The sequence below is a fragment of the Brachyspira intermedia PWS/A genome (genome assembly GCF_000223215.1).
GTDB classification, from domain to species: domain Bacteria; phylum Spirochaetota; class Brachyspiria; order Brachyspirales; family Brachyspiraceae; genus Brachyspira; species Brachyspira intermedia.
In genome coordinates, this window is record NC_017243.1 from 1,712,367 (window position 1) to 1,725,727 (window position 13,361).

Genomic DNA, 13,361 nt, shown 5'->3' on the forward strand with positions numbered 1-13,361 from the left:
ATTTTATATGGCTACAAAAATTAAAGTATTAGCTATTGATGATAGCGCATTAATAAGACAGTTGCTTACTAAAATTGTAAACTCAGACCCTGCATTAGAAATGGTGGGAACTGCTGCAAATCCAATTTTAGCTGAAAATAAGGTCAAAAATCTTAAACCTGACATTATTACTTTAGATATTGAAATGCCAGAAATGGATGGTATTACATATCTTAAAAAGCTTATGCTTAACAACCCTATTCCCGTAATAATGTTTAGTTCTCTTTTAGATAAACATAGAGAATTAGCTTTAGATGCTTTAAATATTGGAGCTTTTGATTATGTAATTAAACCTTCTGCAAATGTTAGAGACGGTGTAGAAGAATTAGCTACAGACTTAGTTGAAAAAATTAAAAATGCTTATGCAAACAGAGCTAAGTTTTATAGAAAACATGGTGTTACGGTTCCAACAGAACCTGCTGCTACTACAGAAAGAAGTTCTATTAGTTTAGAAGCACCAAAAACAGCCGGATTCAAAGTTTATCAAAAAAATACTGCAGATATCATACTTCCTCTTACACCTTCAAGAGAAACTCCTATGGATAAGATAATTCTTATAGGTTCTTCAACAGGTGGTACAGAGGCTTTAATAGAATGTCTTAAAAATGTTACTCCTTCTGCTCCTCCTATAGTTATTGCTCAGCATATGCCTGAACATTTTACTACTTCATTTGCTAAGAGATTAAATAGTATTCTTAAAATAGATGTATTTGAATCTGAAGATGGTATGAGTGTTGGAAGAGGACAAGCTGTATTAGCAAGAGGTGCTAAGCATACTATGATTAAAGTTAGAGGCGGTAAATATTACATTGAAGTAAGAGATGGAGAGCCTGTTACAAGACACAAACCTTCTGTAGATGTACTTTTCAGAAGCGGTGCTGTTTATGCTAAAAACAAAGCTATCGGAATAATACTTACAGGTATGGGTGATGATGGTGCTAATGGTATGAAAGAAATGAAAGATGCCGGTGCTTACAATATAGCTCAAAATGAAGAAACTTGTACAGTTTTCGGAATGCCTAGAGAAGCAATTGCAAGAGGCGGTGTTGATGAAGTTTTACCATTAGATAAAATACTTGCTGCCGCTCTAAAAAGAGTGTAAATGTAAAATGGATAATAATATAGATTTATATGAATATATAAATAGATGGGTAAGCGGATTTAAAGCTTACCCATATTATAAAATAGAAAAAAATTGGATTTCATATCCAAATTAATATCTTCTCATAAACAGTTTAATAATATTTCTATTATTCCTACTGGTTCAAAAAGAAATAGAACAGATATAAACTATATGGAATATTTAAATATATTTTTAATATTGGATGATACAACTAATACATCTGATACTAGAAAATTTAAATCTTCTATTTTAGAATTAATTAAAAATAATGATTTATATTCAAATAAGGTTAATGTTACATCGTCATCTTTAATTTTAGAATATGAAAGTGAAAAAATTGTATTAATACCTTCATTCAAGAATTTAGATAATAATGTTGAAGGTGCTTTGGTTACAGATAGTAATGAAAAAAATGAAATTTTTTATCCTAAATTGGATAATAGAAATTTTGATAAAAAAGAACATGATTGTGGTGCTAATTTTATCAATTTAATAAAATTATTCAAAAATTTATTCTTGGCTTTTTCTGCTGAAATTAAATATATTAATGAATTAACTCCTGCTATAACAGAAGCACTTATATGGAATTTACCAAATGAATATTTTCAATTCAAAGATTATGCTGATGCTATATTAAAAGCTCTTGACTATATTTATCAAAGAATAGCTAGTGATGATTATATGTCTCTTTCTGAAATTAATGATATAAAAGTGCTATTTTCATCTAGAAATAATATGGATAGGAAAGAATTATTAAAAGCATTGTACAAATTAAAACAATTTATACATGAAAATATATAAAATTCTAATTTTTTCTCATAACTTCTAATAGTAATATTGAATTAATTTAAACTAATGATATAATAGTTCTAATTTTTTATAATAAATTTCTTAGGGAGAAATATATAAAATGAAAAAAATACCAGAAATTTTTGGTAGTATGGTTTTTAATGATAATGTAATGAAGGATAAACTTCCTAAAGACATTTATAAAAAACTCATAAAAACCATAAAAAATGGAGAGCGTTTAAATTTAGAAGTTGCCAATGTAGTAGCTCATGCTATGAAAGAATGGGCTATAGAAAAAGGTGCTACTCATTTTACACATTGGTTTCAGCCTATGACAGGAATAACAGCTGAAAAACATACAAGCTTTATTACTCAAACCGATGACGGTTCCATTCGTATGGAGTTCACAGGTAAAGAATTAGTTCAGGGTGAGCCTGATGCTTCTAGTTTTCCTTCAGGAGGACTTAGAGCTACATTTGAAGCTAGAGGATATACTGCTTGGGATCCTACATCTTATGCTTTCATAAAAGATGATACATTATGCATACCTAGTGCATTTTGTTCATATAGCGGAGAATCTTTAGACAAGAAGACTCCCCTACTTCGTTCTATGGAAGTTATAGAAAAAGAAGCAAAAAGAATATTGAAATTATTCGGCTATGATGATGTGAATAGAGTATTTACTACTGTAGGTGCTGAACAAGAATATTTCTTAATAGACAGAGATCTATATTTACAAAGACCTGATTTAAGATATTGTAAAAGAACATTATTTGGTGCTTGCCCACCTAAAGGTCAGGAATTAGAGGATCATTATTTCGGAGCTATTAAACCTAGAGTTCTTGCTTTTATGAAAGAACTTGATCATGAACTTTGGAAGCTTGGAATAGTTGCTAAAACAGAGCATAATGAAGCTGCTCCTGGACAATATGAATTGGCTCCTGAATTTACAGTTACAAATATGGCTACCGATCAGAACCAAATTACTATGGAGCTTATGAAAGTAATAGCCGAAAAACATAATTTGGCATGCATACTTCATGAAAAACCTTTTACAGGCGTAAATGGAAGCGGTAAACATAATAACTGGTCTATTGCTACAGATACAGGATTAAACTTGCTAGATCCGGGAGATAATCCTTCTAAAAATAAAAGATTCTTATTATTTTTAGTTGCTATACTAAAAGCAGTTGATGAATATCAGGATCTTTTAAGAATAACTACTGCTAGTGCTAGTAATGATCATAGACTTGGTGCTGCTGAGGCTCCTCCTGCTATTATATCTATATTCCTTGGAGATGATATTACAGAGATACTTGAATCTTTGGAAAGCTCTAAAAAATATAAAGGAAAAGAAAAAGTTGAAATGGAAATGGGAGTTAATTCTTTAGCAAGATTAACTAAAGATACAACTGACAGAAACAGAACTTCTCCTTTGGCATTTACTGGAAATAAATTTGAATTTAGAATGGTTGGATCAAGTCTTTCTGTATCAGGCCCTAACATCATTTTAAATACTATAGTAGCTGAAGCATTATCACAATTTGCTGATATTTTGGAAAAATCTGATAACTTAGAAAAAGATATTGATGAGTTAATAAGAGAAACTTTTAAAAAACATAAAAGAATAGTATATAATGGTAATAACTATTCTAATGAATGGGTTAAAGAAGCAGAAAAGAGAGGTTTATTTAATTTAAAAACTACTCCTGAAGCATTACCTCATTTCATATCTAAAAAGAATATTGAAGTATTAACTAAACATAAAGTTTTAACAGAAGCAGAAATACATTCAAGATATGAAATAAGTATGGAAGAATATGTTAAAGAAATTAATATAGAAGCTTTAACATTAATAGATATGGTACATAAACAAATACTTCCATACTCAATAGAATATGTTGGTGAGCTTGCAAATACAGCCGATAAAAAAAGAAATTTAAAATTGAAATTTGATGTTGAAAAAAAGTTAATTAATAAACTCAATGATTTAATAAAAGACCTTGATTCTAAATTAGAAAAATTAGAAGGATATACTGTAGAGGCTAAGAAAATTAATGATATAGCTAAATCAGCAAAATTCTCAAGAGATAAAATATTTGCTTGTTTAGAAGATATGAGAGTTACAATAGATGAGTTAGAAAGAACAGTATCAAAAAAATATTGGAAACTTCCAACTTACGGTGATATGCTATACAGTTTATCATAAAGTAAAATATAACAAGGGTGATAGATTATATAATCTATCACCTTTTCTTTTTATAACTTATTTTATTTATTTTCTTCATTCATAATAGATAAAGAATAATTTAAATGCTCTATAAGTTCATCATTAAATTTTTTAGGTGATATTATCTTAAAAGAACCAAGCCAAGGACTTACAAATATTCTAAACTCTGTAAAAGATGAAAAATCAAAATTAACTATTATAGAGCCATCATCTAATTTCTTTTTGATTTTCTGATTGAATCCATAATCTCTATTTTTAAAATAATGAGCAACATTTGAATTAAAATGAATAGTAGTTTTTATTAATTTATTATCACTCCAATATATACTTTTTTCTTCTCTATTAGTTTTATTAATTTTTCTCTATAATCAATCCTATTTTTATGTTCTTTCTCATATTCTTCTTTTTCTTTAATATTATTAAATTTTAATTTCTGTATTATTTCTATATTAGATATATTGCTTATAGAATAAGTTTTTATTTTTTGATGTTTATGATCATAAGCAACCAAATACCATATACCTTGAAAATAATAAATAAGATACGCTATAGCTTTAACTTTATAATTAATATTACTGCTTTGAATATAATAATCAAAATTTATATCATTCAAATCTTTTACACATGAAAGTAATTTTTCTATATTTTCACCATCACCGGATATATTATTTATATCATTATTTGAAATCACAATAACATCATAATATTCATTATCCACATTTTGAGGTAATAATTTATATATTGTCGAATTAGGGATAAGAGCTAAATTTGAACTTATTTTTTTCATAAATACAGAAAATAATATATCTACATTTTTTTTAAGATTATCATCATCAAAATTGAACCCCTTTTTCAATTTTTTTAAATCATCTTTTTTTATTGTATACCTATTATGTTCTGAAATTAAATCTATCTTTAAATATTTTTCTATTTCATCTATATCACGCAAAGCTGTTCTTTTTGATGAATCATTAAAATACTTAAATTTCTTTTTATCTATAAATCCATCCAATATTAAAGAAGTATACAACTCAAATAATCTCTCAAATTTCTTTTTATCTGACATACTATATCCTTTTAAAATACGCTATGTACAAATTCTTTAACAGCATTACCATTAATATTAAACTGTTCATTATTTATAGTAAAATATCCATCTAATATGCCTTTTGTAGTTTCCATATCTATTTTACTAAATCCTCCAAAAGACTCATATAGATAATTTCCTGTAACTGTAAATACAAAACTAAAACCTTCTTCTTTAGAATAATAATCTATAACATCTTTATATTCATGCGATTCAAAGTTTTTATATACATACCATTTATTTTTAAACAAGAATTTAATAATTCTTGAATTTTGTGATTCAGGCTTAGAGTCATAAATAAATACGGGAATAGGATCTGTGGTATAAGAAGTATAAACTAATGCCGCTATTATATTATGAGCATATCTTGAAGGATTTCTTCCTACAGTATTAACAGCCATAACTGAACTTGTGTCGGTTATAGCATTTTCACTTCCAGGAACAACTAAATATCCGCTTGGAAGCCCATAATAAAAAGCAGTATATAATGCCCTATTATATTTCCAATTTACCATAGAAGCTGTAAAATTAGTAAATTTAAATGAAAACTCTGCATTAATTAAATTCTCTATAGAAGATTTTATATTTATTTTAGTATTATAAAAGTTTGGAATCTCTATACTAAATTCACCAACATTTTTTCTAAATTGAGCCCTTACAAAATTATCATAAAAATCTAAAAAATCTTTTTCATTTTCTTTTATGATAAAAGATTGAGAATCACCATCAAATATATTGAAAGCATAATAAGAGAAATACCTTTTTAATCCATATTTATAAAGTTTCCAAAATATTATATGATTATCATGAAACAAGTATAAATATAAATTTTCTACCATATCATCATTTATATGAATAGATTTTGGAATACTAGTAAAATCTCCAGTGTAGTAAATACCATTATTATTAGTAATAGAAAGAGTATTAGCATCAAGTACAGGAGTATCATTCCTCATATATGCTTTTAAAGGTATTACTCTATAATTAACATGTATAAATATAGCTGTAAATAATATAATAAATAAAGCTACGATTATTATGGCGATATATTTTCTTATATAACTCGAAGAATATTCATAATAATCATCTTTTTTTGCTACAAGACGTTTTTTTATACGCATAATTTCTCTTCTGTATCGCTTTTTATATTATCATTATTTTCTAAACTAGCTTTTATACTCTCTTGCACTTCTTCTTCTGTTCTTTTTTCTATAGAAGTATCCAAAAGCTTGCTTAATGCAAATAATGCCACTTCTATTTCGTCATCTTGCGGTCTTCTAGTAGTTATTTTTTGAAGAGCCAAACCCGGAAGTATAGCAAGTCTCATAAGAGGGAAATTATAAAATTTAAATCCTAATTTCAATATTTCATAAGATATACCAGAAACTATAGGAAGTAAAATTATATTAATAGCCAATACGGTTAAATTTCCAACTATTTTAGGAGGAGTATATGACGCATATATATATGTATATACAAAATAACTTGTAAACATATAAAGCAATATAGAAACTGTTAATACTAAAAACATAAATGTAGTACCGCATCTAGGGTGTATAGTTGTATAATCTCTAATATTTCCTGTATCAGGATCTAGTCCATGTTCATAGGCATTAACAACCATATGTTCAGCACCATGATATTCAAATACTCTTTTTATATCTTTAAAAAATGATATTACAAGAAGATATAAAACAAATATAGATAATTTTATACATCCTCTTACTAAATTAAATACAACAAAATTACTTTTCTCATCTATGCCAATAAGTGTAGTTATAAAATAAGGTAAAGCTATAAAAAGTCCCACAGCAAATGCCAAAGACACTAACATACTTAAAGTCATAGCAATATTTTCACTTTTTTCGGATTTAGGCTTACTATCTTTTTTATTGTTTTCTTCCTCAATACCTGCAGTATTAGCAGAAAAAACCAAAGTTTTGTATCCTAATCTCATCATATCTACAAAATTTACAACACCTCTTATAAAAGGCATTTTACTCAATTTGTTTTTATTTTCAGGAATAGCCGCTTTAATAAAATCTATTTGCTTATCAGGCTTTCTAACAGCAACAACATAATGACTTTTATTTCTAAGCATTATCCCTTCTATAACAGCCTGACCGCCTACTCCTTCTTTGATTCTATTTTCATCTAATTGTTTACTCAAATTATACACCTCATCTATTTTAAAGTTAAAGTAAGGTATATAATATACTAAATACAATATTCTTTCAAGCATAAAAAAAACTTGAATTTGTAAAAAAATTTATATATTATATGATATGAAGCCCTTAATGATATTAATTATTAATTTTATTATTCTTGCTTTTATTTCATGCAAAAGCACAACTCCTCAAATGAAAGAAGTACAAGAAAAATCACCAGTAAAAAAAGAAGAGCAAATACCAAAAGCAACTACTTTAAAAGATAGAGTGGGATATTATAAAAGTAAAAGTCCATATTTTACATTTAACGCCGATTTAAAAGAAAATGGATATGCATATGTAGTATTAAAGGGCTGGATGGTTTATAGGGGCTATGTAAAAGTTGGCGATCCTTCATCTGAAGCTACAAAGTTTAGACTAGATATTGACAATATTACTTATGTTATATTAGAATTTAAAGATTTAAACAATGCAAAAGCGTCAGTTATATTAAAAGAAGTAGTACAGCAAGTGCTGCCAATGAGTAAAGTGCAAAATCAATAAATATATATTAAAAGAATCCTTCACTCTTAGCATCTTTGCTCATAAGTTCAGTTAAAGTATCCTGTATATTCGCATTATTGAAAAGTATATTATATATGGCTTCTGTGATTGGCATATATATATATTTTTTTGAGCATATTCATAAGCAGCAGTAGTAGCATATACTCCTTCAGCAACCTGACCATGACTTTCAGCTATTACATCTTGATATTTTTTACCTTTAGCAAGTTCTCTGCCTAGTCTATTGTTTCTACTTAATCCGCTTGAACATGTTACTATTAAATCACCTATTCCAGAAAGTCCATACATAGTATCTATTCTAGCACCTTTACTTAAAGCAAATCTCACTATCTCATGCAATCCTCTTGTTATAAGAGCAGCTTTTGTATTATCACCAAGTTTAAGGCCATCAACTATACCACCTGCAATGGCTATAATATTTTTTAAAGCTCCGCCTATTTCAACACCTTTTTGATCAGTAGAGTTATATATTCTAAATTTAGGAGGTACTGTCAATGTATCTCTTACATATTCAGAAACACCTTTCTCCCCTCCTACAACAACTGCAGTAGGTACTCCTTTTGCAGCCTCTTCTGCATGAGAAGGTCCTGAAAGTGTTAATATAGATAAATCACCTGATATTATGCTCCTTGCAACCTCGCTCATAGTTTTTCCTGTTTTTCTATCAAGTCCTTTAGTTGCAGATACTAATATTTGATCATTACTTATATAAGGCTCTATATTTGTACAAGCTTCAGCAAAAGCAAATGATGGAGTTACTATTATAACAATTTCACTGTCATTTACTGCATCGCCTATATCCATAGTAAATTGTATGTTTTTATTTAATTCTATGTTTTCCAAATAATTATCATTTCTATATGAAGTGCTTAATAATTTATAACTATCTTCACTATGTACCCATACTTTAACATTATGCTTTTCTGAAAATATATTTGCAAGGGCAAGTCCCCATCCGCCAGCACCTATGATTCCAACACTTATCATGATATACCCCATAATCCATTATTTTTTAATATAGTATATACAAAAAATAACTATTATCAATACAGAATTGTAAAAATATTATGTAAACTATTTATTTAAATGATTTTTCAAGTAAAATACATATATTATTAAGTAAATCTTCTTTATTTATCTTATTATTATCCTTAACCCAGCAGAATATTACAGAAACTAAAGCACCTGAAAAAAATTGAGATATTATTTTTGTATTTTCAATATTGTCTTCTTTCATAGTTTCACCTAAATAGTCTATAAATATTTTGTGCAATGAGGAAACGAACAAAATAGTATTATTATGATCTATTAATGATACATCGAAATACTGTTTATTATCATCAAAGTAATTAATAACCTTTTCTAATATTTTTCTATAATTTTTTTTAAAGTCGTATATAGAATTATCTTTTTTTAATTCTTTTATAACGTCTTGCTTTATATCTTCTATAATAGAATTAAGTAATTCTTCTTTATTATTAAAATGATCATAAAATGTAACTCTATTTATCATAGCATTATCACATATTTCTGTTACACTTATATCTTTTAATGAATTAGTTTTTAAAAGCTCAAGTAATGATTCTTTTAAAAGTTTTTCAGTTTTTAATATTCTTAAATCTTTTTTATCATTCTTCATTTGTATAGTATGCCATATATTAGAATAAAAATAAAGTTTATACTTTTTTAAGTGTAAAATAAATATATAACGATTTATGTGAAAATCTATTTTATACATAAATATACTTTATATTTTAATAAAAAACAAATAAATTTACTTGCAAAAAATAATATATATTATACTATTAATAAGTTCTTTGACAGAGATATGTAAAATATATATTAATGTGAAAGAAATATAAAGGCTTAAAAAAGCTAGTCTCGATACCCTACTGCGCTCTGTGCGCCTTCGGAGATGTAGGAAAGCGGGATTAATCTTCGCAATATTCATCTACAACAAAGTCTCGATACCCTATTGGCACTCTGTGCGCCCTTGGCGATATAGGAAAGCGGGATATAAGATTCTTTTGGTTGATAGAAATGCTAGTCTCGATACCCTACTCAAATGCTGTTTGTCTTTGGCTATAAAAAAATCGAGCGGCTGATAACTTTAGTTGTCAGCGCCTTTCAGCGAGATTTTTTTATTAGTGATATAGGAAAGCGGGATCTATAATTATTAAAATTAATTGTGTAATACTTTTTATTATAAAAAATAAAAAGTATTTTTTTATATTGATATATTGTGTATCACACAGTATAATATAATAAACAATATATAAAGGATTTAATATTGAACTATGATGATATAGTATCAAATTTGATGCAGGAACTAAGACGCGGAACATTAATAATAGTTGTTCTTAGTCAATTAAAAAAAGAAGAATACGGATACAATTTGATTACTAAATTAAAAGAAAACGGCATCACTGTTGAAGCTAATACTTTATACCCTCTTTTAAGAAGATTAGAAAATCAAGGTCTTTTAAAAAGTGAATGGAACACCAAAGAAGATAAGCCAAGAAAATATTATTCTATAACAAAAGATGGAAAAGAAGTTTTAAAAAAAGCTGTTCATCATTGGAAGGAATTTTCATCTAATGTTAATAAAATAATAGATAAATAATTTTTTAATTAGGAGTTCATATAATGAAAAATAAAGAAAATAAAAAAGCAGAAGATATTATTGAAAGATATATTTATACTGTTACAAAATCAATGCCCGATAAAATAAAAGAAGATGTTTCAAATGAAATAAGAACTCTTATTGATGATATAATAAAAGAAAGATTTTCAAACTCAGACTATAAAATAAATGATATAAAAAATATTTTAACGGAAATCGGAAATCCTTATGAACTTGCATGTAAATATGATACTAATTACAATAAATCTTTGATAGGATATCCTTATTATATATATTATAAACTTGTATTAAAAATTGTATTATCTTCAACATTGCTTGGAATAGTAGTTTCATCAATATTTAATATATTTATAAATAATGAAGCTTTTAATTTAATTAATACAGCAAGCGATATTTTTACTGCATTGTTATTAGCATTTTCATTTGTAACATTAATATTTGTATTTATTTCAAATAAGAATATAGATATTTCCAGCATAACAGTAGATTTTGATAATCTTCCAAAACCTATAAATAAAAAAAGAAGTCTATATAATTCAATTATTAAGATATATGCAGCAATTATATTTTTATCTCTTTTATTCTTATCTCCAAATATATTTTCAATAAAAATAAATAATGAATATTTTGCATTCTTTAATATAGACATTATAAAGAATAGTTTTCTATTTCCTTTAATATTCATTTTAATGCTGATATCAAGAGAAATTATCAAAATGTTTTCAAATACTTATAATAAAAAGACATCTATATTATTTATAGGAATTGATATAGTATCAGCTATTGCATCATCATTATGGCTATTATCATACAATGTAATTAATATTAATTTTATAAATGCATTAACAAAATTAGAATCAGCAAATTCTCTAGCTTTTAATATATTTAATAATTTTCAGTTATTTTGTTTAATCTGTATATTATTTGCTTTGTTTCTAGATAGTATATATGTTTTATTAAAATTAAAAAATAACCTTGCATATAAAAGGTATATATGCAAGGTATAATAAAAATTTATATGAAGGACAAATCTGCAATTATTTATTATATAAAACTATAGATTCATAAGGTCTCAACTTTAAAGTATTATCAAGTACTGCCTCATCATAATTTGAAAGAAGGCATTTCGATTTTTTTATATCAAAATCAATATTGCTTAAATCTATAGTGCACTCATTACCGTAAAAATTATTTATTACTAAAAGTTTTTCATTGTTATATTCTCTTATGAAAGCAAATACATTTTTATCATCTTTTAATATAGGTATAGTTTTACCTTCTGAAATAACTTTATAATCTTTTCTTAATTTTATTAATTTTTTATAATGATTAAATATAGAGTTTTCATCATTAATATTATTTTCTGCATTGATATCTTTGTAATTAGAAATCACTTCTATCCAAGGTTTAGCATTTGAAAATCCTGCATTCTCTTTGTTATTCCATTGCATAGGAGTTCTTGAATTATCTCTTGATCTACTTTGAAGTATTTTATATATTTCTTTTTCTTCTATACCATTATTTTTAAGTATATTGAAATAGTTTATTGACTCAACATCTTTATATTGATTGATATTATCAAAATAAGCATTAGTCATACCTATTTCTTCACCTTGATAAATATAAGGAGTGCCTCTCAAACAATGAATAACTGTAGCAAGCATTTTAGCAGATTCTTTATGGTATTTTTTATCGTCTCCGAATCTTGATACTATTCTAGGCTGATCATGATTGCACCAAAATAAAGCTGACCATGCATTATTATCCTGCATTCCTTCCTGCCAAGAGAATAAAATATTTTTTAATTCCTGAAAATCAAAATCCATTAACTGCCATTTATCATTATTTTTATAATCAACTTTCAAATGATGAAAGCTAAATACCATACTAAGTTCATTTTCTTTTTCACCTGAATATTTAATGCAGTTTTCTATGCTTGTTGATGACATTTCGCCTACTGTGATAGCATTATCATATTTTCCGAAAGTATTTTTATTTAACTCTTTTAAATATTTATGTATATTTATTCCGTCAGTATAGAAGCGTCTGCCGTCACCTTCAAAATCATCTTTAAAAACTTCAGGCTTTGATATAAGGTTTATAACATCAAATCTGAATCCATAAACTCCTTTTTTTATCCAGAAGTTAACTATATCAAAAATTTCTTTTCTTACTTCTTTATTATCCCAATTCAAATCAGCCTGACTGACATCGAATAAATGCAAATAATACTCATCAAATTTTTCTACATACTGCCAAGCATTTCCTCCGAATTTAGATACCCAATTTGTAGGAGGTATTTTTTTCCCATCAACTACTTTGCCCTTTTTGAATATATAATAATTTTTATATTTTTCTTCTCCATTCATAGCTCTATTAAACCATTCATGCTCTGTAGAAGTATGATTGAATACCATATCAAACATTATATCTATATTTCTTTTTTTAGCTTCTTTTATAAGTTCTTCAACATCTTCCATAGTACCATAAGAAGGAGCAACATTATAATAATCAGCAACATCGTATCCATTATCTTTTTGAGGAGAAACGAAGAAAGGTGTACTCCAAATAATATCTACTCCTAAATTTTGTAAATAGTCTAATTTTGATATTATTCCTTTTATATCTCCAAATCCATCATTGTTGCTGTCCATAAAAGATTTTGGATATATTTGATAAACAACTTTATTTTTAAAATTCATAAATGATTCCTAATT

At 26.5% G+C, this 13,361-nt stretch carries 13 protein-coding genes; 6 read left to right on the forward strand and 7 right to left on the reverse strand.

All coding sequences use genetic code 11. The features are described from left to right. The first annotated feature begins 7 nt into the window (after positions 1–7). The 3 genes from BINT_RS07380 to BINT_RS07390 all read left to right on the forward strand — a co-directional run bounded on the left by BINT_RS07380 (position 8) and on the right by BINT_RS07390 (position 4,160). The gene (locus BINT_RS07380; RefSeq protein ID WP_014487938.1) at positions 8–1,141 is read left to right on the forward strand and encodes a protein-glutamate methylesterase/protein-glutamine glutaminase; all 1,134 of its coding nucleotides are present in this window, start codon (positions 8–10) and stop codon (positions 1,139–1,141) included. A 93-nt stretch (positions 1,142–1,234) separates the two neighbouring features. Next, on the forward strand, positions 1,235–1,963 hold the full coding sequence (locus tag BINT_RS07385; protein WP_014487939.1) for a hypothetical protein: 729 nt from the start codon (positions 1,235–1,237) through the stop codon (positions 1,961–1,963). A gap of 109 nt (positions 1,964–2,072) precedes the next feature. After that, on the forward strand, positions 2,073–4,160 hold the full coding sequence (locus BINT_RS07390) for a glutamine synthetase III family protein (RefSeq protein ID WP_014487940.1): 2,088 nt from the start codon (positions 2,073–2,075) through the stop codon (positions 4,158–4,160). Positions 4,161–4,222: 62 nt separating this feature from the next. Here BINT_RS07390 and BINT_RS15290 read toward each other — a convergent pair whose 3' ends face one another. The 4 genes from BINT_RS15290 to BINT_RS07405 are packed head-to-tail and all read right to left on the reverse strand — an operon-like array spanning position 4,223 to position 7,438. Further along, positions 4,223–4,537: a WCX domain-containing protein gene (locus tag BINT_RS15290; RefSeq protein WP_321162741.1), complete on the reverse strand. Its 315-nt coding sequence runs from the start codon at positions 4,535–4,537 to the stop codon at positions 4,223–4,225. Continuing rightward, positions 4,483–5,247: a WYL domain-containing protein gene (locus tag BINT_RS15295; RefSeq protein WP_014487941.1), complete on the reverse strand. Its 765-nt coding sequence runs from the start codon at positions 5,245–5,247 to the stop codon at positions 4,483–4,485. Before BINT_RS15295 ends, BINT_RS15290 begins: the two co-directional genes overlap by 55 nt. 11 nt (positions 5,248–5,258) lie before the next feature. Beyond that, a complete protein-coding gene (locus tag BINT_RS07400) occupies positions 5,259–6,389 on the reverse strand; it encodes a hypothetical protein (RefSeq protein WP_014487942.1) in 1,131 nt (376 codons plus the stop codon). Continuing rightward, positions 6,380–7,438, reverse strand: a complete 1,059-nt coding sequence (locus BINT_RS07405; protein ID WP_041177603.1) for a DUF1385 domain-containing protein — start codon at positions 7,436–7,438, stop codon at positions 6,380–6,382. Before BINT_RS07405 ends, BINT_RS07400 begins: the two co-directional genes overlap by 10 nt. A 115-nt stretch (positions 7,439–7,553) precedes the next feature. Here BINT_RS07405 and BINT_RS07410 point away from each other — a divergent pair, with 115 nt between their 5' ends. After that, on the forward strand, positions 7,554–7,979 hold the full coding sequence (locus BINT_RS07410; RefSeq protein ID WP_041177332.1) for a hypothetical protein: 426 nt from the start codon (positions 7,554–7,556) through the stop codon (positions 7,977–7,979). Between the two features lie 51 nt (positions 7,980–8,030). Here the strand turns inward: BINT_RS07410 and BINT_RS07415 are convergent, their stop codons facing one another. Next, a complete protein-coding gene (locus tag BINT_RS07415; RefSeq protein WP_014487945.1) occupies positions 8,031–8,987 on the reverse strand; it encodes an NAD(P)H-dependent glycerol-3-phosphate dehydrogenase in 957 nt (318 codons plus the stop codon). 91 nt (positions 8,988–9,078) lie between these two features. Continuing rightward, positions 9,079–9,639, reverse strand: a complete 561-nt coding sequence (locus tag BINT_RS07420; RefSeq protein ID WP_014487946.1) for a TetR/AcrR family transcriptional regulator — start codon at positions 9,637–9,639, stop codon at positions 9,079–9,081. Between the two features lie 651 nt (positions 9,640–10,290). Here BINT_RS07420 and BINT_RS07425 point away from each other — a divergent pair. After that, positions 10,291–10,623 carry a PadR family transcriptional regulator gene (locus BINT_RS07425; RefSeq protein ID WP_014487948.1) on the forward strand — a complete coding sequence of 111 codons (333 nt, stop codon included), beginning with the start codon at positions 10,291–10,293 and terminating at the stop codon, positions 10,621–10,623. Positions 10,624–10,646: 23 nt separating this feature from the next. Further along, complete coding sequence (locus BINT_RS07430; RefSeq protein WP_014487949.1) at positions 10,647–11,651, forward strand: hypothetical protein; 1,005 nt, start codon at positions 10,647–10,649, stop codon at positions 11,649–11,651. A 30-nt stretch (positions 11,652–11,681) separates the two neighbouring features. On the opposite strand, the gene treC is transcribed toward BINT_RS07430, so the two are convergent. Further along, complete coding sequence (gene treC / locus BINT_RS07435) at positions 11,682–13,346, reverse strand: alpha,alpha-phosphotrehalase (RefSeq protein ID WP_014487950.1); 1,665 nt, start codon at positions 13,344–13,346, stop codon at positions 11,682–11,684. Positions 13,347–13,361 lie beyond the last annotated feature (15 nt).